A 22,400-nucleotide genomic window follows, 5' to 3' on the forward strand; every position below is an offset into this window, starting at 1 on the left:
CGATGCGCATCTCAGCCAAATCTGCGGCACTTGCCCTTGGCCTTCTCGTATCCGCCGCATGGCCGGCATTCGCCGAAAAGGTCACCGTCAAGGATGTGACGGGCCGCGATGTCGAGGTGAATGTGCCGGTATCGCACGTCATCCTCGGTGAAGGTCGCCAGATTTATTTCCTGGCTGCGCTCGACAAGGAAAACCCTTTCCAGCACGTGGTTGGCTGGCGCGACGATCTGACGAAAGCCGACCCGGAAACCTATGCGGCCTATCTCGCAAAGTATCCGGAAATCGCCAAGCTGCCGACATTCGGCGGCATGAAGGACGGCACTTTCGACATAGAACAGGCTGTCGCCCTGAAGCCTGACGTGATCCTGATGAATATCGACGCCAAGACGGCGACCGAAGAAGCGGGCTATATCGAAAAGCTCGCCAAGGTCGGCATTCCGCTGGTCTACGTCGATTTCCGTGAAAAGCCGATGGAAAATACCGAGCCGAGCATGCGCCTCATGGGCCAGCTGACGGGCAAGGAAAAGATCGCCGAGGACTTCATCAAGTTCCGCGCCGACTCCATCGCCAAGGTTACCGATACGCTCGAAAAGGCCAATCCGAAGAAGCCTGTCGTGTTCATGGAGCGCGCCGGCGGTTACTCCGACGATTGCTGCATGTCCTTCGGCAACGAGAATTTCGGCAAGATGGTGGAGCTTGCCGGCGGCGTCAACATGGCCAAGGACATCATTCCCGGCACCTTCGGCACCGTCAATCCGGAACAGATCATTGCCTCCAACCCGGAGCAGATCATCATCACCGGCGGCAACTGGAACGGTTATGTTCCGGGCGGCAACTGGGTCGGCGTCGGTTATGGCGCGGATCTGAAGGAAGCCCATCGCAAGCTTGAAAACCTGACCAAGCGCCCGGCTTTCACCGGCGTGCAGGCGGTGAAGGACGGTAATGTCCACGCCATCTGGCATCAGTTCTACAACAACCCCTATCAGTTCGTGGCCGTTCAGGAAATCGCCAAGTGGCTGCATCCGGACCTCTTCAAGGACCTCGACCCGGAGGCGACCTTCAAGGAACTGCATGCCCGCTTCCTGCCGCTCGATTACAAGCCCGGCTACTTCGTTTCGCTGAAGGACGCCAGGTAATAAAGGGACGGTGAAGGGGAGCGCCGTCCAACCGATGGATAAAGCCGCAGCCATGCGGCTTTATCGCTTTGTTTTGGAACTCAATGAGGACTTCTCATGCGGCTCAACGCTCTCAGGCATCTTGCGGTGCTGGCTTTCTCCCTTCTCGCCGTGCCGGTTCTGGCTGCCGAGATTACCGATGTCACCGGTCGCAAAGTCGAGCTGGACCTGCCGGCCAGACGCGTCATCGTCGGTGAGGCGCGCCAGGTGCATGTCATTGCCGCGCTCAAGGGCGACAAGACCTTCGACACCATTGTCGGCTGGCGTGACGATCTTCTCAAGAAGGACCCCGACAGCTACACCGCCTATGTCGAGCGTTTTCCGCAGATCGAGAAGCTGCCGCGCTTCGGTTACGTGCCGCAGGGCGATTTCAGCCTGGAAACGGCCATCACCCTTTCGCCCGATGTGATCACCCTCAATCTGGAAGCGGAGAAATCCGCCAAGGAGAGCGGTTTCGAAGAAAAGGCCGCCGCCGCAGGCATCAAGATCATCTATCTCGATTTCCGCATCGATCCTGAAAAGAACAGCGAAGCCTCGGTCGAAATTCTCGGCAAACTCTTCGGCGCCGAAGAGCGGGCGAAGGAATTCATCGCCTATCGCCGCGCCGAAATCGCCCGCGTGACCGACCGGCTCGCCAGCGTCAAGGACCTGAAGCGCCCGAACGTCTTCATTGAACGCGCGCCCGGCATTTCCGGCGAAAACAATTGCTGCCGCACTTTCGGACCGGTCAATTTCGGCGCGATGGTCGATCTCGCCGGTGGCCACAACATTGCCGACGGCATCATCAAGACGACCTTCGGCGATCTCAATCCCGAACAGCTCGTCGTTGCCGATCCGGACCACGTCATCGTCACCGGTTCCAATTGGGCTGCCGAATCCGACATCAACCAGTTCGTTCCGGTCGGACGCGGGGCGGATATGGCTCTCTCGCGTGAGCGACTGGCCAACCTGATGAAGCGCACGCCGTTTCCGGAACTGAAGGCCGTGAAGCAAGGCAATGTCCATGCCGTCTGGCACCAGTTCTATGGCGCGCCCTACGAATTCTTCCCGATCCAGCAATTCGCCAAGTGGTTCCATCCCGATCTCTTCGCCGATCTCGATCCGGAAAAGAATTTTGAGGAATTTCACCGCAAATTCCTGCCCGTCACCTACAAGCCGGGCTATTTCGCCTCGCTCGAAAAAGGTTTGAACCAATGAGTTCGCTGAATGAAAGCGCGGTTGGCATCAGTGGGCGCGATCAATATCGCGCCCTTGCCGCGCGCAGGATAATCATCCTCTTCGGGCTTTTTATCGCGCTGTGTTTCAGCATGGCCGCCGACATGGCGCTCGGTCCGGCGCGCTACACGCTCTCCGAGGTTCTGGCGACGATTGCCGATCCGGCCGCCGTCGGAAACCAGCTTCGGGTGGTGATCTGGGATATTCGCATGCCGATCGCGCTGATGGCGGTGACCGTGGGAGCGTCGCTTTCGGTTGCAGGTGCGCAGATGCAAACCATCCTGTCGAACCCGCTCGCCAGCCCCTTCACGCTCGGCATTTCGGCTGCGGCAAGCTTCGGTGCGGCGCTGGCGCTGGTTGGCGGCGTGGCGATCTTTCCGGGCGCCGTGCATTACATGGTGCCGATCAACGCCTTCATCATGGCCATGGTCGCTGCTCTCTTCATCCATTTCGCCTCGACGCTTCGCGGGGTGACGGTCGAAACCATCGTGCTGCTCGGCATCGCGCTGGTGTTCACCTTCAATGCGGCGTTGTCGCTGCTCGAATATCTGGCCTCCGAACAGGCGCTTGCCGCCGTGGTTTTCTGGACCATGGGCAGCCTGACGAAGGCGACCTGGGACAAGGTCTATATCACCGCCGCCATCCTCCTCGTCACCGTGCCGTTGTTCATGCGCAATGCCTGGGCGCTGACGGCGCTGAGGCTCGGCGATGACAAGGCGGCCAGCATGGGCATCAATGTCCGGCGGCTGCGGTTGACGACCATGCTGACGGTCAGCCTGCTGGCGGCCATTCCAGTCTCTTTTGTCGGCACAATCGGTTTCGTCGGGCTGGTCGGTCCGCACATAGCCCGCATGGTGGTGGGTGAGGACCAGCGTTTCTTCCTGCCCGGCTCGGTGATCTGCGGTGCGCTGCTTCTGTCGGCAACCTCGGTCATCAGCAAGATTCTCATTCCCGGCGCTATTCTGCCGATCGGCGTCATCACGGCGCTCGTCGGCGTTCCGTTCTTCTTCGCGCTTATTTTCGGCAACAGGAGGCGCGCATGGTAGCGCTCGCACTGAAAGATGTCGGCGCCGCCTATGGGCGCATCACGGTTCTCTCCAAGGTCGGCATCGATACGCTGGAAAGCGGCAGTGTGACGGCTGTGATCGGCCCGAATGCCGCCGGCAAGTCGACGCTTTTCAAGCGCATCGCCAGCCTGATTTCCGGTCCCGGATTGGTGGAACTCTCCGATACGGCCCGCGGCAACCGCGCCATCTGCTACATGCCGCAGGATACCGGCGCCAACGCCGTGCTGACCGTTTATGAATCCGTACTTCTTTCCGCCAAGCAGGGCGGCGGCTGGCGAGTCCATGACGATGAGCTGTTCGAGATCGACGCCATTCTCAAGGCGCTGAAAATCCATGACCTTGCTTTCCGCGGGCTTGGCGAATTGTCCGGCGGTCAACGCCAGCTTGTTTCGCTGGCGCAGGCGCTGGCGCGCAAGCCGGAAGTGCTGCTGATGGACGAGCCGACATCCGCGCTCGATCTTCACCGGCAGATCGAGGTTCTGGGCTTCGTTACCGATCTGGCGCAGAAGACCGGTATGATCGTGCTGATCGCCCTGCATGACCTCAACCATGCGCTTCGTTATTGCGCCAATACGATGGTTATCGCGCGCGGTGAAATGGTGGTGAGCGGTAGCACGGAGGCGGTGATAACCCCGGAGATGCTGCGCGATATCTATCGCATCGATGCCCGTATCGAGCCCTGCTCGCAGGGCAGGCCGATGGTCATCGTCGACGGGGCCATCTGACAGGTCAAGACCCGGCCGCGCTTGCTGCCGGGTCTGCTCGATGCGGCCTGCACAAATTCTTGATGATAATAGTCATGAAATATCTGTTCGATCCACGGTTTGGATGCTAGAGCTTTGAGCGGCAGAACTGCGCGGCCATTCGGGGGCGGCAGGTTTCGTCGATCCTTGAAATTTCTCTCGGTTGAGACATGGGCATACGGGAAGATGACAAGCGTTATAACGCTTACGTCGCGCATAGGGTCGACCTGATCAAATACGCCACCCTCATTCTGGGGTCGCGGGCGGATGCGGAGGACGTGGTTCAGGAAGCCTTCCTGAAATTCGTTCCCGAGGCCTCCGGCAATCCTTCCAATCTCAAATCCTATCTGTTTCGCATCGTTCGCAATCTTGCGCTCGACAATCGCCGGCGCAGCCGCCAGGACCTTCGGGAACGGCCGGACGATACGCCGTTCTGGGGCGTGCCGCAGGACAATGGTACGCCGGAGGAGCATGCCCTTTTCTGTGACGAAGTCCGGCAGATGCGGACTATTTTGGCCGGCCTGCCGGTTCAGGCAAGGGTGGCATTGGAAATGCACAGATTCGGTGGTTACAATATGGAGGAGATTGCGCGTCACCTTGGCGTGTCCGTGGCCAGCGCACATCGTCTGATCAAGGGCAGCATTGCCGCGATTACCAAAGAAATGAAGTAAAATAGTCCCGATTGTCCCGCCCTGTGAAAAAAATCTCTTCCTCAAACGTCTTTATAGCAATGCAGAAGACGACGCTTCTCCTCCGCCCCGCAAAGGAACTGGCCCGGTTCAATGACCATTGATCCAGAGAAAAAAATTGAATTGCCGGCCGGTAAGGCGGAAGAGGCGGCCGACTGGCTGCTGCGCTTGCAGTCTGGCTCGGCGGAACCGCGGCTGAAGGCGGAATTCGAGCAATGGCTGGCGGCAGCGCCGGCAAACCGTCTCGCCTGGGAACGAACATGCAAGACGTGGCGCAATCTCGGCCTGGCGGAGCCAGAATTTAAGAACCTCTGGGAAGATGCGCCGCATCTGCCCGGCAAGGCCGCGACAAAGCCGCAGCGGCGGCGCTGGTCCGTGCGGCACTATGCCGGCGCGGCCGTGGCGGCTGCGTCCCTCTGTCTTGCGGCGCTGTTCGTTCCGGCATTTTTCGTTCGCCTGGAGGCTGACTATCAGACCACCACTGCCGAAAGCCGCACGATCACCCTCGAAGACGGCAGCAAAGTGCAGCTTGCCGCCGCGAGCGCGCTTTCAACGGATTTCACGAATGGCCGCCGCAACGTGACGGTGCTGAAGGGCGAAGCCTTTTTCGACGTCGTGCCGGACAAAACGCGTCCCTTCGTCGTGGAGGCAAAAAACGTGACCGTTCAGGTGCTGGGCACAGCTTTCGACGTCGACCTGACGGATGGCGTAACCCAGGTGGCGCTGGCGCACGGTTCCGTGGAGGCGTCTTTCCGCAATGCGCCGCCAACGCGGCTGGTGCCGGGCGAGATGCTGATTGTCGACGCTTCCGGCGCGATCCGCAAAGAGACTGTTTCCGTCGAGGATATTGGCGGCTGGCGCAACGGTGAACTCTATGTGGTCGATGCGACGATAGGCTCGGTCGTGGAGCAGATCCAGCGTTACCATCCGGCGTGGCTGACCATGGCCGACAAGCGGCTTGCCGAGCAGAGGGTGACAGGATTTTACGATCTGCGCGATCCGGATCGCGCGCTGGAAGCCCTGGTGGAACCCTACAAGGGCAAGGTGCATGCGATTGGCGGCAGCGCCCGCATCATCACCCGCTTCTGAAATATTGCGAAACAAAAAATCATATTTATTTTCAGTAATTTATAAAATTTCTTCCGAAAGCCTGAAAAAAATCGACGAGGCAATCGTCTTTTTGTTGAGTAATCCGGTCAAGATATATCCGGAGCGAAAGACAGGAAGACAAAAGCAATATGCGCCTCCAGACATGCAAGACCGGTTCAGGGGAAAAAGCAGCAAAGCAGGCTCGCAGGGCTTTGCTGCTGGCGACAACGGCGGTCGCCGTTTCATTCGCGACGCCCGTTCTGGCCCAGACCGGAGCTGACACCGCCAATTCCCAGCGTCCAGGCGGTGAGCAGGGGGCGACGCGGCCGTTCAATATTCCCGCCCAGTCGCTGTCATCGGTCGTGGGTGCTTTCGGGCGGCAATCCGGCCTTCAGGTCACGCTTGCCACGCCGGCGGCGGGCAATGTGCGCACCAATGCCGTCACCGGCAGTTTCACGGTGCGGGAGGCGCTGTCACGGTTGCTGGCGGGAACGGGCGTCAATTTCCGTATCGCCGGCAATGGCAGAACCGTCGTCATCGGCACGGGGCAATCGACCGTCGATCTTTCCGCCGCGGAGGGTACGACGGTTCTGGAAACCATTACCCTGACCGGCAAGACCGGGCGCAACTCCATTGCCGGTTCCGGTTATCAGGGGACGCCCGACTGGGTTTATGAAACGCCCGCCAGTGTCAGCGTGGTCGGCCGTGAGGCGATCCAGTCGGCCGGGGTGCGCAACACGCGCGATGTTTTCAACCGGGTTTCCGGTGTTTATGCCGGCGAGGGCAATGGCAGCTTCCCTACCGTTTCGCCCAATGTGCGCGGTTTGCAGGAAAGCGGCCGCGTGGTCGTCTCCATCGATGGCGCGCGGCAGAATGCGCAGCGTGGTGCGGCCTTCGGCGGCGCCACGAGCTACACCGCAAGCGCCGGGCAGGGTTATGTGGATGTCGCTTTCATCCGTGCCGTCGAGATCGAGAAAATAACCAATGCGCGCTCAGGCAATGCCGGCTCTCTGGGCGGCAAGGTCGAGTTCCGAACCGTCAGCGCTGATGATCTGATTGCCGAGGGTGAAAACAAGGGCGGGGAAGTGAATGTTTCCCGCGGCACCAATGGTTATGATTTTCAGGGCTCGGTTCTTGGCGCCGTTCGCTCGCCGGATGGTCCTCTCTCCTTCGTCGCCGGCTACAGCCGCACGATCATGGATGAATACAAGATCGGAACAAAAGGCGAGGCTCGCAGCACCGCGCTGACGATGAAGGATTTGCTCGGCCGCGACGGCTGGTCGACCTTTTTCAAGGGCGAAGGCGACTTCGGCGACGTGAAGGCTTCGCTGTCCTGGATGCATCAGGAGAATGACTTCGTTCAGGGCGCTTCCACGGTGATCGACCGGGAAAGCGTGCGAAACGACAGCGTCGTCGCGAAGCTTGACTGGGACCCGGAGAGTGAACTCATAGACCTCAAGTCGTCGCTGTGGCTCAACGATAATATGACGCATGAACTGCGGGCGGCGCGCACTGGAGCCGGGAGCGCAGGATATGCGGCTGAAACCAATCTTGACATGGGCCTACGGAGTTTCGGCGTTAGCGTTGAAAACACCAGTCGTGCCACTACACCGGCAGGCGAGCTTAGCCTTAACTACGGCGTCGAGGCTTTTCGAGATATTGCTTCTTCGATTGCCACCAGTTCCACCATCGAAAATAACCCCTCTTATGCCAGTAGTTATACCGCTTTTAGCCCGGCAGGGCGACGTGATGTAGCGAGCCTATTTTTCAACGGTGAGCTGGAACCTGCAGACTGGATCACGTTAAGCGGCGGTGTTCGGTATGACTGGTCGCGACTGAAGGGGCGCACGACATATTACAATCAGGTTACAGTCGCTACAGGCTCAAACCGTATTGTTGGCTCGGCAGACAGTTATCTCACGTATGTTTCACAATACCTGCCGGCGACCTACAGCCGCGTCTACGCCATCTGCATGACTGGGGTGTTTGGTGGCCGTACTTTCACTGCGGCCCAGAGGGCAAGTTCCTGCAATACTTTGAACAACGTTTGGCCCGCCACCAGGGGCGAAATCATTGACGGCCGGTGGCGCGATGCCGGAACGACTTACTATGCTACCACTTACTCAACGGAATATCCCTCCTATGACGTGGAGATAGACCATACCTACAGCGCATGGCTACCTTCCGCGACGATCGAACTGAAACCCGTCGACTGGTTCCGCCCCTATGTGAGCTATTCCCAGAGTCTGCGTCCGCCGACAATTCTCGAGGCGTTTTTTGCCGGTGCGCGTCCGGGCGATAGCCCCGGATACGAATACGCTCCGAACCAGGCCCTGCGTGCCGAAAAGGCGACGACCTACGAAGTCGGCGCGAATATGAGCTTCGACGGCGTGCTGCTGGACGACGATTCCATTCGCATCAAAATGGCTGCCTTTCGCCGCGAGGTGAAGGACTATATCGCGCTCGGTTATCTCGTTACGGATCAGGTTCTCGACCGCACCTATACCAGCTTCGTCAATCTGGACGGCACGACCTATATGCGCGGGCTTGAGTTCGAGGGCAACTACGATGCCCGCAGTTTCTGGATCGGCGGCTCGGCAACATTTCTGAAAACAGAATGGCCTGAAAAGACACAGGTTTTTTCCAACGGCACGACCACCACAACGGGCGAAATCGTTGCCTGGCCGGGCGACGTCGCGCCCAAGGTGAAGCTGACGCTCGATGGCGGCATGCGTTTCTTCGATGAAAAATTCTCGCTGGGCGCAAGGCTCAACCACGTTACGCCGACGCAGTCGCGCACGCTGGATACGGAAGGCAATCTGCGCGAGGTGACCGATCCCTACACGACGGTGGATCTCTACGGTTCCTATGCCTTCAACGACAAGGCCACGCTTCGCTTCGCCGTCAATAACCTGACGGACCGCAAATACATCCCGGCGGCAAGCGCCTACACGGCGCCAGGCCGCACCTTTATCGCGACGATGAACGTGAAGTTCTGAACCGTGGAAGAAATTCTCCGGGCTGGGTTGCAGCCCGTCCCGGAGATGAAACGCCTTCGCCACAGGACGAAGGTATCGATATTGGCCAGCAAAGGAGTACACCTATGGCTACCACAATTCAACTGACGCAGTCTTCCTCCGATCTGATCGGCTACCTCAACGGTTGGACGAGCGGTTTCGGTTCGACCTACGGTGCGTTCTACGACGCTCAGACCAGCTCTCTCGCCACCACCACCATCGATCCGAACACGACCTATGAGGCGTGGGGCGATGGCAGCACCGGCGGCAAGGGCATCGTCATGAGCGGCGCTCTGCAGTACTCCCAGGGTAACCTGACGGGTTCGGTCGACAGCATCGTTCTGGGCACCGGCTACAGCCAGTCCACCAGCGGCATCGCCGTCAGCCAGCAGGAACTGCTGATCGATCCCGACAGCGCCTATTCGCTCGCCGGTGCCCGCGATCTTCTCGATCTCGCCGTCTACCAGCTTGCCCGCTTCGGTTCGCTGGCCGGCTTCTATGATTACTTTGCCGCCACCGGCACGGTGATCGAGGATACGACGGCCTCCAACACCCTGACAGGCTTTGCTGGTGCAGATACGTTCGTATTCTCCGGCGGCAATGATGTGGTGCAGGCCGGTCCCACCGGGACCTACGGCTACCAGGACGGTACGGACAAACTGGACGTTTCCGCTTGGGGCTCCGGGAGCATTGACGATGTCTTCATCAGCAACAATACAAATGGCGATGCTGTCATCGAAAACATTTTTGGTGGCGACACTATCACCCTCGTTGGTGTAGATTCCAGCGTACTCGACGCATCGGACTTCATTTTCGCCAGCGCATCGGCGCTTGCCGCGTAAAGGAAAATCAGGCTGTGGGCTTTCAAAACCACCAGCAGACGCCGCCGCAGTCCCTCACTGCGGCGGTTGTTTCGCCCCTTAAAAGCACATTTCTCGGCGTTGCGCTGGTCAGCGGCGTGGTCAATATACTCGCGCTCACGTCGCCGCTCTTCATGCTGCAGGTTTATGACCGGGTTCTGGCAAGCGGCAGCCTGCCGACGCTGATCGGGCTCGCCATTCTCGCGCTTGGCCTTTATGGCTTCCAGTGCCTGCTCGATATCATCCGCGCCCGCGTTCTGATCCGCATCGGTGAAGATTTCGACATGCGTTATTCCGGCAGGGTGCATGATGCGGTGGTGCGTCTGCCGCTCGTCAACCGCATGCCGGGCGACGGTCTGCAGCCGCTGCGCGATCTCGATAATGTGCGCGGTTTTCTCTCCGGCACCGGGCCGACCGCCTTTTTCGATCTGCCGTGGATGCCGCTTTATCTCGGCATATGTTTTCTGTTTCATTTCTGGATCGGCGTGACGGCGCTTGCCGGCGCGATATTGCTTGTCTCCCTCACGATCCTCACCAATATCTTCTCGCAGAAGCCGATCCGCGACACCATGGTCGAGAATATGGCCCGCAACCGGCAACTGGAGGCCTCGCGCCGCAATGCCGAAGTCGTGCAGGCCATGGGGCTTGGCGGCCGGCTCGGAAAACGCTGGCAAAATTCCAACGAGGCGTATCTCGCCGCCAATCGCAAGGCGGGCGACGTGGCCGGCGGTCTCGGCAACATCGCGAAGTCTTTGCGGGTCGTGCTGCAATCGGCCATTCTGGCGGTCGGCGCTTGGCTCGTCATCAATCAGGAGGCCTCCGGCGGCGTGATGATCGCCAGTTCGATCATGATGGGCCGGGCGCTCGCGCCCGTCGATCTCGCCATTTCCAACTGGAAGTCCTTCGTGGCCGCCCGGCAGAGCTGGGCGCGGCTGAGGGAGCTTTTTGCGCAGATGCCGGCCAATGCCGCCGCTATGGCCCTGCCGAAGCCTGAAAAGGAACTGCGGGTCGAAAACGTCACCATCGTTCCGCCGGGGGAAAGAAAACCGACCGTCACCGGGCTTGGCTTCATCGTGACCGCCGGAAACGCGCTCGGCGTCATCGGCCCCTCCGGCTCGGGCAAATCCACGCTCGCGCGCATTCTCACCGGCGCGTGGATGCCGGCGGCCGGCAAGGTAAGGCTGGACGGTGCAAGTTTCGAGCAGTGGGACCGTGAGGCGCTGGGCCGCCATATCGGCTATCTGCCGCAGGGCGTGGAGCTGTTCGATGGCACGATCGGTGAAAATATCTCCCGTTTCGAGGATAATCCCGATCCTGACGCCATCATCGCGGCGGCCAGGGCTGCGGGCGCGCATGAACTGATCCTGCGTTTCGAAAAGGGTTATGACAGCGATATCGGCGAGGCGGGTTCGGCGCTTTCCGCCGGGCAGCGCCAGCGCATCGGCCTTGCCCGTGCGCTATACCGCGATCCCTTCATCGTGGTGCTGGACGAACCCAACGCCAATCTCGATGCGGAAGGCGAAGCCGCCGTGGTCAAGGCGATTTCCTCGGTCAAGGCGCGGGGCGGTATTGCCGTCGTCGTTGCCCACCGGCCGAGTGCCATCGGTGCTGTCGATTTCATTCTTATGATGGAAGAGGGGCGGATGAAGGCCTTCGGCCCGCGCGACGAGGTGCTTTCGAAGGTACTGCGCGTTCCGCAGGCGCAGGCGGCCAAGGGATTTACCGCATCCGCCCAGACGATCTCGCCGCTGCGCGTCGTCGCCAATACCCAGCCGCAGGCGTTGGTGCTGGAAGACGTCCGTGAAGAGAACAGCCAGGAAGGAGATGCGGATGTCAAACATTGATCAGCGCAGACATGTGTCCCGTTCCATCCGCAAACATCTTGTTGCCGGCCTTGCTGCGGGTGTGGCGCTGCTGGCCGGTGTCGGCGGATGGGCTGCGACGACCAATCTTGCCGGCGCGGTTGTCGCCTCCGGCCACCTGGTTGTGGATTCCTACAGCAAGAAGGTGCAGCACCCGAGCGGTGGTGTCGTCGGTGAAATTCTGGTGAATGAGGGCGACAGGGTGAAGGCCGGGGATGTGGTCATGCGCCTTGATGCGACCCAGACCCGCGCCAATCTCGCCATCGTGACCAAGCGTCTGGATGAGCTGAATGCGCGCATGGCAAGGTTGGAGGCCGAGCGCGACGATCTGCCGGAGCTCGTTTTTCCGCAGGCGCTGATGGCGCGAAAAGACGATGCCGATGTCGCCTCCGCCATGCGCAGCGAGACCAAACTGTTCGAATTCCGCAAATCCTATCGCGAAGGGCGTAAAGCACAGCTTTCCGAACGCATCACCCAGTTCGAACATGAGATCGAAGGGCTGAAGGCGCAGGAAGTCGCCTATGATAACGGCCTTGCCGTGCTGGAGGCTGAAATCACCTCGCAGAAATCCCTGCGCGAACAGGGTATCGTTTCGGTGCAGAGGCTGAACAGCCTGCAGACGCAGGCCGCGACATTCGGCGGCGAGCGCGGCGAAAAAATCGCCTATCAGGCGCAGACGGCGGGGCGCATTACCGAAACCAGGCTGCAAATCCTGCAGATCGATCAGGAATTGCGCACCGAGGTCGGGCGGGAACTGCGGGAAATACAGGCGCAGATGGGTGAATTCGTCGAGCGCAAGGTTGCCGCCGAAGACGAGCTGAAGCGCATCGATATCGTCGCGCCGCAATCCGGCGTGGTGCATGAAATGGCCGTGCACACGGTGGGCGGCGTGGTGACGCCGGCGGATCCGATCATGCTCATCGTGCCTGACGGAGACGAGCTGGCGCTGGAGGTGCAGATCGTGCCGAAGGATATCGATCAGCTTCAGGTGGGGCAAAAGGCCATGCTACGCATGACCGCTTTCAATCAGCGTGTCACGCCGGAACTGGAAGGCCATGTCAGCCGCATCGCGGCGGATATCACCACCGATCAGCGCAGCGGTCTCTCCTATTATCTGGCGCGGATTTCCGTGCCGGTTTCCGAGCGGCAGAAGCTGAACAATGCGCCGCTGGTGCCGGGCATGCCGGCCGAGGCGTTCATTCAGACCAGCGAAAGGACGGCGCTGTCCTATATCACCAAACCGCTGACCGACCAGATCAGCCGCGCGTTCCGTGAGGAGTAGGAATCTGGGTCCGGTTTCCGGGCTCTATCCACCTTCGCCAAAACGGAAGGCGGCAAAGCCTTTCGTCCGTGTCGGGATCGCCCAGACACCGCCCGAAAATGGTGCTTTCGCCAGCCGGTCTTCAGACATGTTGTGGCGGTGCGATGTCAGGAAAAGGATGCTGAAATCAGGTCCTCCGAAGCACGGCATGGTGGGGTGCGGGACGGGCGCTGCGAGCACCTCCGCATGCTTGCCATCGGGCGTGAAAACGTTCAACAGGCCGGCGGAAACGCCCGCGCTGTAATAGGTGCCGCTGCTGTCGAGACAGCCGCCATCGGGTCTTCCCGTCTCTTCCGTCATCCGGGCCACCAGCACGCCCTCATCGAATGTGCCGTTCCTGCTGTCGAATTTTCGCCGGCGTATCCATTTCTGGACGGAATCGCTCTGCCACATGATGGAGCCGTCCGGGGAAAAGGCGAGGCCGTTCGGGCATGTCAGGCCGGTCTGCATGCGCTCGGCGCTTTTTTCGGTGATCCGCCAGAGTTCACCATGGGGCTCCATGTCCGCGAGTGGCACATTATGCATGGTTCCCACCCAGAAGGCGCCGTCGGGGCCGATCCGTCCGTCATTCAGCCGGCAGGGAATGCCGTCCGGTGACGGGAGGGAGTGGAGAAGGCGTGTTTCGCCGCTCTCCGGATTGAGGATGACAATATCCATGCCGCAGGCGACGATGAGGTCGCCGTTCTGACAGAGACCGAGACTCGAGACCGTATGGGGAAACGCCCATTCGCGATAGAGACCGGGCTCAAGCGCTGCGGACCGCACCGTCCCGCCGAGTATATCGCACCAGAAAAGCACCTGTCGCCGCTCATCCCAAACGGGGGATTCCGCAAGTGTGCTCATCGTGTCGCACAGAAGTTTCGCCTGCGACATGGCAAGCGCTTTTTCGGGATTTGCCGTATTCATGATGCTCGAACCGTTGAAGATGATGGCGCGGAATTATTCGAAATAGTCCTGGTGGTTCTCGAAAACCTGCGAAAGAATGCCGAGAACGCGTCTCAGGTGCTTGCGCAAACCATCGGTCGCACGGGCTTCGTCCCCGGCCTTGATCGCATCGTAAACCGCCTCATGTTCGGAGAGCAGTCGCGCCATATGCGCCTCGTCGGTGATGGCGAGCGCGCGCAGGCGGTCCAGCCCCGCCTTCTCGCGGATCAACAGCGTTTCCAGCCTCTCAAGCCCCGTCGCGGCGGCAAGCGCGCTGTGGAACTGGTCGTCATGCACACGAAAAGCCTTTCTGTCCCCGCGGTGCATGGCTGCGCGCTGGCCGGTGAGGGCGTGTTCGATCTCCTGCTCGGCCTCCGCCGTTATGCCGATCTGGCACAGCCTGCAAACCGCAGCGACCTCCAGCGCCTCGCGGATGAATTGCGCGCTGCGAATGTGCTTTTCCGATAATCTGGAGACATAGGTGCCGCGGCTTGGCAGGGTGACGATCAGGCCGTCATCCCGCAGGCGGCTCAGCGCTTCGCGCACCGGCGTTCGACTGGAATTGAACAACTGTCCGATTTCGTTTTCCGAAACCGCCTGGCCGGGAAAAAGCTCCCGGGACAGGATGGCCGATTTCAGCGCGGAATAGATCTGGTCCACGACCGGACGGTTAAGGTCCAGTCGTTCCATTGTCGGCACGGTGCCACCTGTTACGGGAATTTTCGGCATATACCCTCCAGCGTTTTCATAACCGGTATACCGGAACACAAGTCTGTTGACAACCGGCATACCGGTATGCAAATGATTGCGTATTGGGAAGGAGGCTCCCGAAATGCAAAATATCAAGACCTGCGTCATTGTTGGCGCCGGAATGGTGGCGAAGACGCATGTGCTCGCCTGTGCGGCAAGTCCGGAAAAAATTCGCCTGAAGGGTTTAGTCGATGGCGGCTCCGGCCGCGCCAGGGCGCTGGCCGCCGAAGCGTCGAAACATACCGGATACGATGTCGCCGTTTATTCCTCGGTCGAGGAAGCCGCGCGCGATGCGGATGTCGATTTCGCCATCGTCGCAACGCCGCCGAATGCCCGCGTCGATATCGTCGGACAGCTCGCAAAGGCGGGCAAACACATTCTGATGGAAAAGCCCGTCGCCCGTAACACGCAGGAAGCCGGCGGCCTTGTCGCCCTCTGTCGTGAGGCCGGCGTCACGCTCGGCATCATCTTCCAGCACCGCATGCGGGCTGCATCGCAAAAAGCCCGTGAACTGGTCGATGACGGGACGCTCGGAGCGCTCGGTCTTTGCGAAATTTCCGTGCCGTGGTGGCGCGCGCAATCCTATTATGATGAACCCGGCCGCGGCACCCTCGCACGCGACGGTGGCGGTGTTCTGATCTCCCAGGCAATCCACGCCATCGATCTGGCGCTGAGCCTTGCCGGGCCGGTCTCGCGCGTTCAGGCCATGGCGGCGGCGACGCGGTTTCATCGCATGGAAACCGAGGATTATGTCGCGGCCGGCCTGCGCTTCAAAAATGGCGCCGTTGGCTCGCTGGTGGCAAGCACCGCAAGTTTTCCCGGCGCTCCGGAATCGATTGTCCTGCATTTCGACAATGCCAGCCTGCGGCTCGCTTCGGGCCTCCTGCATGTCGACTGGCGCGATGGCCGGCAGGAGACCTTTGGCGGCGCGGCATCCGGCACCGGCGGCGGCGGCGACCCCATGGCTTTCACGCATGAATGGCATCAGGGCGTCTTCGAAGATTTCGCAGACGCCATCTCCTCAGGGCGCGCCCCGGTCGTCACCGGTGAAGCGGCTCTTTTGTCTCACAGATTGATCGACGCGATCATCAACTCGGCCGACACCGGCAAGGAAGTGGAACTGCAGGATGACTAAAGCAATCAAGTTCGTCGCTCTCGGCATAGAGCACCGGCACATTTTCGGCATGGCCCAGAACCTGCTGGACGCCGGCGCGGAATTCGCTGGCTGGTGGACCGAAGGCGAACCCGACGTGGTGGAAGGCTTCGTCAAGCGCTTCCCGACCGTGCCGCGCGCGGCATCGAAAGAGGCTCTGCTTGCCGATGGCACCGTCGATCTCGTGGTGATCGCTGATATTCCTTCCAAGCGCGCCGATCTGGCGATCGCCGCCATGGAAGCGGGCAAGGACGTCATGTCCGACAAGCCCGGCTGCACCACTTTCGAACAGCTCGATCGCCTTCGCCAGACCGTGGCAAAGACCAAGCGCATCTGGACCGTCGATTTCTCCGAGCGTTTTGAAGTTCCGAGCGTGACCAAGGCGGCCGAACTCGTTGCGCAGGGCGCCATCGGCCGCGTCATTCAGACCGTGGGCCTCGGCCCGCATCGTCTGAACCGCCAGATCCGCCCGAAGTGGTTCTTCGAGCGCGAGGCCTATGGCGGCATCATCACCGATATCGCCAGCCACCAGATCGACCAGTTCATGTTCTTCACCGGTTCGACCGAAGTGGAGATCGTGGCTGCCACCGTTGCCAACTATGCCAACCCGCGCGATCCGGGCCTGCAGGATTTCGGCGAAGTGGTGCTGCGCGGCGACAAGGGCCACGGCTATATCCGCGTCGACTGGTACACGCCCGATGCGCTGCCGACCTGGGGCGACGGCCGCCTCACGATCCTCGGCACCGAGGGCTACATCGAGCTGCGTAAATATGTCGATGTCGGCAACAAGGAAGGCACCGACCGTCTCATTCTCGTGAATGGGGACCGCTGCGAATATATCGACGCCTCCGGTGCCGGCCTGCCCTATTTCGGCCGCCTGTGCGACGACATCCGCAACCGCACCGAAACGGCGATGACGCAGGAGCATGTGTTCAAGGTATGCGACCTGTCGCTGCAGGCGCAGGCCAAGGCCGAGGGAGCTTCGAAATGATCGGTGTTGCCATCATTGGCGCCGGCATCGGCGCCCAGCATCTAAGCGGCTATCGGGCCCTGCCGAAGCGCTTCGTCGTCAAGGCGATCTGCGACCTCGATCTGGAGCGCGCCCGCTCCGTGGCGGGTGAGGATGCGTCCATCCGTCTGACAACCGATCTCGATGAGATTCTGGCCGATGAGAGCATCCAGCTCATCGACGTCTGCCTGCCGCCGCACCTGCATTTCCCCGTGACGCTGAAGGCGCACGCGGCGGGCAAGGATGTGGTCTGCGAAAAGCCGCTCGTCCGCTCGCTTGAAGAGGCAAATGCGCTGATCGACTCCGTCAAAAAGACCGGCCGTGGCGTGTTTCCGGTCTTCCAGTACCGTTTCGGACATGCGATGCGGCAGCTTCGCGCGCTCATCGATGCCGGCCTTGCGGGCAAGGCTTTCGTCGCGAGTTCGGAAGTTCACTGGAACCGTGGCGCCAGCTATTACGACATTCCGTGGCGCGGTACGTGGAAGGGCGAGTGCGGCGGCGCTATTCTCGGCCACGCCATACACGCTCATGATCTTCTCTGCCACGTTCTCGGCCCGGTCGACGAAGTATTCGCCATGGCCGATACGCGCGTCAACAAGATCGAAACCGAAGACTGCGCGGCGCTCAGCTTCCGCATGAAAAGCGGTGCGCTGGCGACGAGCTCGGTGACGCTCGGTGCCGCCGAAGATACGTCCCGCCTGCGTTTCTGCTTCGAAGGCTTCACCGCCGAGAGCGGCACGCTGCCCTATCGCCCGGCCGAAGACACATGGCGTTTCATCGCCCGTGCGCCGACCACGCAGGACCAGATCGACGCCGTTCTGGCGACGGTGGCCGATGGCGAAAACGGCTTTGCCGGTTTTGTCGAAGCCATTGCCGACGCGATGGAAGGACGCGGCGGCAAGGAAGTGACTGTGAACGATGGCTTGCAGTCCATCGAACTCGTCACCGCCATCTACCGCTCGGTGCGGGAAGGAAAGCCGGTTCGCCTGTCCGACGCCGCAGAAGGCGAATGGATCAAGGGCTGGGCTCCGCGCGCATCCGCCAACGCATAATCATCTAAGGGAGGAAAAGAGATGATCGGTAAATACAGCATGGCATTGGCGCTCGCCATTGGCGCGGCGTCCTTTGCAGGCGCCGCCCAGGCGGCTGAGGAAGTGCGCTTCACCTGCGCTTATGACGGCAACGGCTGCGAAATTCTGAAAGACATTCTCGCGCGTTACGAAAAGCAGCATCCGGACGTGAAGATCGTCACCGACGTCGTGCCCTACAAGGCGCTGCTGGAAGGCTTGCCCGTGCAGCTCGCCGGCGGCAGCGGCCCGGATTTCGCAACCGTGACCGACCTTGGCGGTCTCAACCGCTATTATCTCGATCTCACGCCCTATGTGGACGCGAAATATTGGGAAGATAATTTCTCCAACGTGCTGAAATGGTACCGCAGCGGCCCCGACGACAAGGGCATCTACGGCATGCATACCCAGCTCACCATCACCGGCGCCTTCATCAACCGCACCCTGTTCGATCAGGCCAATGTCGCCGTACCCGGTAAGGATGCAACGCTGGACGACTGGGCGAAGGCTGCAAGTGCCGTCGCCAAGGCAACCGGCACGCCATACCCGATGGCCATCGACCGTTCCGGCCACCGCATTGCCGGTCCGGCCATTTCCTACGGCGCGAAGATTTTCGATGCGGACGGCAAGCCAATTCTGGTCGATGAAGGCTTCACGACCTTCGTGAAGAAATTCGTGGAGTGGAACAAGGACGGCACCATGGCGCGTGACGTCTGGGCCGGGCAGGGCGGCAATACCTATCGCGATGCCGCGCAGGAATTCATCAACGGCCAGCTCGTATATTATTACTCGGGCAGCTGGCAGACGGCGCGGTTCGACAGCCAGGTCGGCGATGCTTTCGACTGGGAAGTCGTGCCGCAGCCCTGCGGCGGCGCTGCCTGCACTGGCATGCCGGGCGGCACCGGCGTTGTCGGCTTCAAGCAGACCAAGAACCCGAAAATCGTTGCCGATATCCTGAACTTCCTCGCTCAGGACGAGAATTATCTCGACTTCACCGTGCGCACCCGCAACGTTCCGGCCCACAAGGCCGTGGCTGACAAGGGCGTGACCTATACGGGTGCGACGCCGGCGACGCAGAAGGCCATGAACGCCTGGCTGGACCAGATCCCTGGCCTCAGCCCGATTGCCTACACCTATCAGGGTTACAAGAATAATCGCGCCATGTTCAACATCTCCGTCCAGCGCATCACGCAGGCCATCGTCGGTGAAAGCACCGTCGATGAAGCCATGGCCCGCGCGAAGACGGACCTCGAGGAAGCGTTGAAACAGGCGAAGTGATCCATCGCCTTCCGGCGCGGCGCATGCCGCGCCGCGCCGGATCGAAGGAGGACCCTCATGTATAAATTTCTTGCGCCCGTCATGGGCATCGTCGAACTGCCCTTCGCCTTCCTGCAGAAGGTTCTCGGCCACCGGCGGATCGCCTGGGTGTTTCTTACACCCAACCTGATTCTGTTTGCGGTCTTCGCCTTTCTGCCGATCGTGCTGAACATGGCCTATTCCGTGACCGGCAGCGAACACATATTGCTTTCTGAGCGCCCTTCGGTGGGCGGTGAAAACTTTTCGGTCCTTCTTTCCTGTCAGAACTACCTTGAACCCAATTCCTGTCAGCGCGACCTGTTCTGGCGCTCGGTCTGGAACACGGTTTTCTTCGTGGTGCTGCAGGTCGGTTTCATGGTCGGTTTTTCACTGATCACAGCCATCGTGCTTAACCGCGATATCCGGGCGCGTGGGTTCTTCCGTGCCGTCTTCTTCTTCCCCGTGCTGCTGTCGCCCGTGGTTGTGGCCTTGATCTGGAAGTGGATTCTCCAGCGTTTCGGCGTTCTCAACGCAGCGATGGAGGGTCTGGGCCTCGGTTCGGTCGACTGGTTGCTTGAAGCCAATCTTGCCTTCGGCTGGTCGGTGTTCCTGTCGGTCTGGGCGCATATGGGCTTTTACACGCTCATTCTTCTGGCCGGGCTGCAGGCGATCCCGCGCGATGTCTATGAGGCGGCGCAGCTCGACAAGGCGAGCCCTTGGCGCATCTTCCGGCGCATCACGCTGCCGCTGCTTGCGCCCACCATGCTCGTCGTTCTCGTCCTGTCGCTCATCAAGGGCGTGCAGACCTTTGATGAAGTCTTTGCCTTCACGGGTGGCGGCCCGGGCTCGGCGACCACCTTCATCATTCAGTTCATCTATCAGACCGGCTTTGCCGGGACGCCCCGCAATTTCGGCCTGGCGGCTGCTGCTTCGCTGCTGCTCGCGGTGGTGCTGGTGGTGCTGACCGCCCTGCAATTCCGGGCAAACAGGAGCAAGGTCGATGGCTAGGATTGGCGCATTTCTGACCCGTACCCGCGGCCGAAACGGCAAGCTGCATTGGACCGACTGGTTGTCCTACGCCTATCTCGGCGTGGCCGTGCTTATGATGTTCGGTCCCGTCGTCTGGCTCGTGCTCTCCTCGTTCAAGACGGAAGCCGATCTCCAGCGCTTTCCGCCGCGCCTCCTGCCCTATACGCAGGAAACCGTGGTGGTGGATGGGCAGGCAGCGCCGCTGCCGGCCTACGTGGACAAGGATGGCCGCAAGTTCGGCATGGTCCGCCGCATCGGTCTCGTGGCCCAGGTGGTTGACCCCGCCAAGCCAAGCGAAGTCCTGAAGATGCCGTTCAACGAGCTGAAGCCGGCTGAAAAAGTGGCGCTGGCGACTGAAAACTACACAGAGCTTTTCCAGCGCTTCAATTTCCCGCTCTATTTCTGGAACTCGACCTTCATCACGGTGACGTCAACCATCATCATGCTGATCGTCAATTCCATGGCGGCCTTCGCGCTCTCGAAATACCAGTTCAAGGGCAGGGGTGTGGTGCTGGCGCTGGTTGTCGGCACGCTGATGATCCCGCAGACCGTCGTGCTGGTGCCGCTGTTTCTCATCACCAGCCAACTCGGCATGATCAACAGTCTCTGGGGCGTCATCATTCCGGGAGCCGCGACACCCACAGGTGTCTTCCTGCTGCGGCAATATATGCTGACGATCCCGGATGAAATCCTCGATGCCGCCCGCATGGACAAGGCGAGCGAGTGGAAAATCTACTGGCGCATCATCCTGCCGCTTTCGGCCCCGGCGCTTGCCGTTCTTGCGATCCTTGCGATCATGTGGCGCTGGAACGACTTCCTCTGGCCGTTGATCGTGCTGACGCGCAACGACAACTTCACCCTGCAACTGGCGCTCAACTCCTTCCAGGGGGAGATGACGACGGAATGGAGCAACCTTCTGGCCATGACGGTGCTGACACTCGCCCCGATCGCGCTGGTCTTCATGTTCCTGCAAAAATACATCGCCACCGGCATTGCATCGACGGGCGGCAAATAATCCTGAGGGAGGAAACACGACAATGGCAAGTATAGAGCTTCGTCAGGTCAAAAAGACATATGGTGCCCTCGATGTCATCAAGGGTGTCGATCTCGATATCAAGCACGGCGAGTTTTGTGTTTTCGTCGGTCCTTCCGGCTGCGGCAAGTCGACCCTGCTGCGCATGATCTCCGGTCTCGAAGAACTGAGCGGCGGCGATATCGTCATCGGCGGCGACGTGGTCAACACGGTTCCGGCCGCAGATCGCGGCCTTGCCATGGTGTTCCAGTCCTATGCCCTTTATCCGCATATGACGGTGCGTGAAAACCTGTCCTTCGGACTTGAGAACATCGGCACCTCCAAGAAGGATATCGCCGAAAAGATTTCCCAGGTTTCCAAGATGCTACAGATCGACCAGCTGCTGGAGCGTCGTCCCAAGGATCTCTCGGGCGGCCAGCGCCAGCGCGTCGCCATCGGCCGCGCCGTGGTGCGCGAACCGCGTGTGTTCCTCTTCGACGAGCCGCTTTCCAACCTCGATGCGGAACTGCGCGTCGACATGCGCGGTGAGATTTCCAGTCTTCACCGGCGTCTCGGCAATACCATGATCTATGTGACGCACGATCAGGTGGAAGCCATGACCATGGCCGACAAGATCGCCGTTCTGCGCGCCGGCAAGCTGGAGCAATTCGGCGTGCCGCTGGATCTTTATAACCGTCCGGCCAATCTCTTCGTGGCGGGCTTCATCGGCTCGCCGAAGATGAACTTCTTTGCCGGCGAAGTGACTTCGGATGCAGCGCCGTCGCTGAAGATCGCGACCGGCGAATTGATCCCGCTGCCGCAGACCGGCTTTTCCTACAAGCCCGGCCAGAAGGTGACACTGGGCATCCGGCCGAACCATGTACAGCCGGGTGAGGGCGGCGCACTGACCATGTCTGTGCGCACTGCAGAACAGCTGGGCGGGGAATCCTATCTCTATGGTAATCTCGGCGACGGCACTCCGGTGACGCTGCACCTTTCAGGTCAGACCTCGACCTCGGCGGGCGAAGTCATCCGCCTGTCGGCGCCGCTGGAACATATCCATCTTTTCGATACGACGAGCGGGCTGACGCTCCGGCAGGACTGACAGCCTTTGGCGCAACC

The 22,400-nt window shown here is 60.5% G+C and carries 20 protein-coding genes; 18 read left to right on the forward strand and 2 right to left on the reverse strand.

All coding sequences use genetic code 11. The features are described from left to right. Positions 1–2 precede the first annotated feature (2 nt). The 11 genes from I3J13_RS12405 to I3J13_RS12450 all read left to right on the forward strand — a co-directional run bounded on the left by I3J13_RS12405 (position 3) and on the right by I3J13_RS12450 (position 12,999). Entirely contained in the window at positions 3–1,136 is a 1,134-nt protein-coding gene (locus I3J13_RS12405; RefSeq protein WP_035262089.1) for an ABC transporter substrate-binding protein, read from the forward strand. Positions 1,137–1,232: 96 nt separating this feature from the next. Beyond that, positions 1,233–2,372 carry an ABC transporter substrate-binding protein gene (locus I3J13_RS12410; RefSeq protein WP_059753331.1) on the forward strand — a complete coding sequence of 380 codons (1,140 nt, stop codon included), beginning with the start codon at positions 1,233–1,235 and terminating at the stop codon, positions 2,370–2,372. Beyond that, a complete protein-coding gene (locus tag I3J13_RS12415) occupies positions 2,369–3,436 on the forward strand; it encodes a FecCD family ABC transporter permease (protein WP_020813248.1) in 1,068 nt (355 codons plus the stop codon). The genes I3J13_RS12410 and I3J13_RS12415 overlap by 4 nt, the downstream gene beginning before the upstream one ends. Continuing rightward, on the forward strand, positions 3,430–4,182 hold the full coding sequence (locus tag I3J13_RS12420) for an ABC transporter ATP-binding protein (RefSeq protein WP_003524635.1): 753 nt from the start codon (positions 3,430–3,432) through the stop codon (positions 4,180–4,182). Before I3J13_RS12415 ends, I3J13_RS12420 begins: the two co-directional genes overlap by 7 nt. A 188-nt stretch (positions 4,183–4,370) precedes the next feature. Beyond that, positions 4,371–4,871 carry an RNA polymerase sigma factor gene (locus I3J13_RS12425; RefSeq protein ID WP_003524633.1) on the forward strand — a complete coding sequence of 167 codons (501 nt, stop codon included), beginning with the start codon at positions 4,371–4,373 and terminating at the stop codon, positions 4,869–4,871. 111 nt (positions 4,872–4,982) lie between these two features. Beyond that, a complete protein-coding gene (locus I3J13_RS12430) occupies positions 4,983–5,978 on the forward strand; it encodes a FecR family protein (RefSeq protein WP_196378986.1) in 996 nt (331 codons plus the stop codon). Further along, positions 5,944–6,258: a hypothetical protein gene (locus I3J13_RS25740; protein ID WP_236000907.1), complete on the forward strand. Its 315-nt coding sequence runs from the start codon at positions 5,944–5,946 to the stop codon at positions 6,256–6,258. The genes I3J13_RS12430 and I3J13_RS25740 overlap by 35 nt, the downstream gene beginning before the upstream one ends. After that, entirely contained in the window at positions 6,191–8,977 is a 2,787-nt protein-coding gene (locus I3J13_RS12435) for a TonB-dependent receptor (RefSeq protein ID WP_236000909.1), read from the forward strand. Before I3J13_RS25740 ends, I3J13_RS12435 begins: the two co-directional genes overlap by 68 nt. Before the next feature lie 104 nt (positions 8,978–9,081). Then, complete coding sequence (locus I3J13_RS12440) at positions 9,082–9,837, forward strand: calcium-binding protein (protein ID WP_196378988.1); 756 nt, start codon at positions 9,082–9,084, stop codon at positions 9,835–9,837. A 14-nt stretch (positions 9,838–9,851) separates the two neighbouring features. Further along, positions 9,852–11,699 carry a type I secretion system permease/ATPase gene (locus I3J13_RS12445; RefSeq protein WP_196378989.1) on the forward strand — a complete coding sequence of 616 codons (1,848 nt, stop codon included), beginning with the start codon at positions 9,852–9,854 and terminating at the stop codon, positions 11,697–11,699. Then, entirely contained in the window at positions 11,686–12,999 is a 1,314-nt protein-coding gene (locus tag I3J13_RS12450; protein WP_196378990.1) for an HlyD family type I secretion periplasmic adaptor subunit, read from the forward strand. The genes I3J13_RS12445 and I3J13_RS12450 overlap by 14 nt, the downstream gene beginning before the upstream one ends. A gap of 24 nt (positions 13,000–13,023) precedes the next feature. Here I3J13_RS12450 and I3J13_RS12455 read toward each other — a convergent pair whose 3' ends face one another. Beyond that, complete coding sequence (locus I3J13_RS12455) at positions 13,024–13,944, reverse strand: SMP-30/gluconolactonase/LRE family protein (protein ID WP_196378991.1); 921 nt, start codon at positions 13,942–13,944, stop codon at positions 13,024–13,026. Positions 13,945–13,977: 33 nt separating this feature from the next. Beyond that, on the reverse strand, positions 13,978–14,691 hold the full coding sequence (locus I3J13_RS12460; protein WP_035240481.1) for a GntR family transcriptional regulator: 714 nt from the start codon (positions 14,689–14,691) through the stop codon (positions 13,978–13,980). A gap of 103 nt (positions 14,692–14,794) precedes the next feature. Here I3J13_RS12460 and I3J13_RS12465 point away from each other — a divergent pair, with 103 nt between their 5' ends. From I3J13_RS12465 to I3J13_RS12495, 7 genes are read left to right on the forward strand one after another with little or no spacing between them, the layout of a single operon-like run. Continuing rightward, positions 14,795–15,847, forward strand: a complete 1,053-nt coding sequence (locus I3J13_RS12465; protein WP_196378992.1) for a Gfo/Idh/MocA family protein — start codon at positions 14,795–14,797, stop codon at positions 15,845–15,847. After that, positions 15,840–16,856 carry a Gfo/Idh/MocA family protein gene (locus I3J13_RS12470; protein ID WP_196378993.1) on the forward strand — a complete coding sequence of 339 codons (1,017 nt, stop codon included), beginning with the start codon at positions 15,840–15,842 and terminating at the stop codon, positions 16,854–16,856. The genes I3J13_RS12465 and I3J13_RS12470 overlap by 8 nt, the downstream gene beginning before the upstream one ends. Next, a complete protein-coding gene (locus I3J13_RS12475) occupies positions 16,853–17,926 on the forward strand; it encodes a Gfo/Idh/MocA family protein (RefSeq protein WP_196378994.1) in 1,074 nt (357 codons plus the stop codon). The genes I3J13_RS12470 and I3J13_RS12475 overlap by 4 nt, the downstream gene beginning before the upstream one ends. A gap of 21 nt (positions 17,927–17,947) precedes the next feature. Beyond that, complete coding sequence (locus tag I3J13_RS12480; RefSeq protein ID WP_196378995.1) at positions 17,948–19,219, forward strand: ABC transporter substrate-binding protein; 1,272 nt, start codon at positions 17,948–17,950, stop codon at positions 19,217–19,219. 57 nt (positions 19,220–19,276) lie between these two features. Continuing rightward, positions 19,277–20,245, forward strand: a complete 969-nt coding sequence (locus tag I3J13_RS12485; protein ID WP_196378996.1) for a carbohydrate ABC transporter permease — start codon at positions 19,277–19,279, stop codon at positions 20,243–20,245. Continuing rightward, the gene (locus tag I3J13_RS12490) at positions 20,238–21,281 is read left to right on the forward strand and encodes a carbohydrate ABC transporter permease (RefSeq protein ID WP_142780490.1); all 1,044 of its coding nucleotides are present in this window, start codon (positions 20,238–20,240) and stop codon (positions 21,279–21,281) included. The genes I3J13_RS12485 and I3J13_RS12490 overlap by 8 nt, the downstream gene beginning before the upstream one ends. Before the next feature lie 22 nt (positions 21,282–21,303). Continuing rightward, positions 21,304–22,383: an ABC transporter ATP-binding protein gene (locus I3J13_RS12495; RefSeq protein WP_196378997.1), complete on the forward strand. Its 1,080-nt coding sequence runs from the start codon at positions 21,304–21,306 to the stop codon at positions 22,381–22,383. The last annotated feature ends 17 nt before the right edge of the window (positions 22,384–22,400 follow it).

Origin of the sequence: Agrobacterium leguminum (assembly GCF_015704895.1) — a bacterium.
Taxonomy (GTDB): Bacteria; Pseudomonadota; Alphaproteobacteria; order Rhizobiales; family Rhizobiaceae; genus Agrobacterium; species Agrobacterium leguminum.

Bases quoted from the DNA above. Each gene is read 5' to 3' on its own strand.
- I3J13_RS12405 (WP_035262089.1), top strand. From the start codon at position 3: ATGCGCATCTCAGCCAAATCTGCGGCACTTGCCCTTGGCCTTCTCGTA.
- I3J13_RS12410 (WP_059753331.1), top strand. From the start codon at position 1,233: ATGCGGCTCAACGCTCTCAGGCATCTTGCGGTGCTGGCTTTCTCCCTT.
- I3J13_RS12415 (WP_020813248.1), top strand. From the start codon at position 2,369: ATGAGTTCGCTGAATGAAAGCGCGGTTGGCATCAGTGGGCGCGATCAA.
- I3J13_RS12420 (WP_003524635.1), top strand. From the start codon at position 3,430: ATGGTAGCGCTCGCACTGAAAGATGTCGGCGCCGCCTATGGGCGCATC.
- I3J13_RS12425 (WP_003524633.1), top strand. From the start codon at position 4,371: ATGGGCATACGGGAAGATGACAAGCGTTATAACGCTTACGTCGCGCAT.
- I3J13_RS12430 (WP_196378986.1), top strand. From the start codon at position 4,983: ATGACCATTGATCCAGAGAAAAAAATTGAATTGCCGGCCGGTAAGGCG.
- I3J13_RS12440 (WP_196378988.1), top strand. From the start codon at position 9,082: ATGGCTACCACAATTCAACTGACGCAGTCTTCCTCCGATCTGATCGGC.
- I3J13_RS12450 (WP_196378990.1), top strand. From the start codon at position 11,686: ATGTCAAACATTGATCAGCGCAGACATGTGTCCCGTTCCATCCGCAAA.
- I3J13_RS12455 (WP_196378991.1), bottom strand. From the start codon at position 13,944: ATGAATACGGCAAATCCCGAAAAAGCGCTTGCCATGTCGCAGGCGAAA.
- I3J13_RS12460 (WP_035240481.1), bottom strand. From the start codon at position 14,691: ATGCCGAAAATTCCCGTAACAGGTGGCACCGTGCCGACAATGGAACGA.
- I3J13_RS12465 (WP_196378992.1), top strand. From the start codon at position 14,795: ATGCAAAATATCAAGACCTGCGTCATTGTTGGCGCCGGAATGGTGGCG.
- I3J13_RS12470 (WP_196378993.1), top strand. From the start codon at position 15,840: ATGACTAAAGCAATCAAGTTCGTCGCTCTCGGCATAGAGCACCGGCAC.
- I3J13_RS12475 (WP_196378994.1), top strand. From the start codon at position 16,853: ATGATCGGTGTTGCCATCATTGGCGCCGGCATCGGCGCCCAGCATCTA.
- I3J13_RS12480 (WP_196378995.1), top strand. From the start codon at position 17,948: ATGATCGGTAAATACAGCATGGCATTGGCGCTCGCCATTGGCGCGGCG.
- I3J13_RS12485 (WP_196378996.1), top strand. From the start codon at position 19,277: ATGTATAAATTTCTTGCGCCCGTCATGGGCATCGTCGAACTGCCCTTC.
- I3J13_RS12490 (WP_142780490.1), top strand. From the start codon at position 20,238: ATGGCTAGGATTGGCGCATTTCTGACCCGTACCCGCGGCCGAAACGGC.
- I3J13_RS12495 (WP_196378997.1), top strand. From the start codon at position 21,304: ATGGCAAGTATAGAGCTTCGTCAGGTCAAAAAGACATATGGTGCCCTC.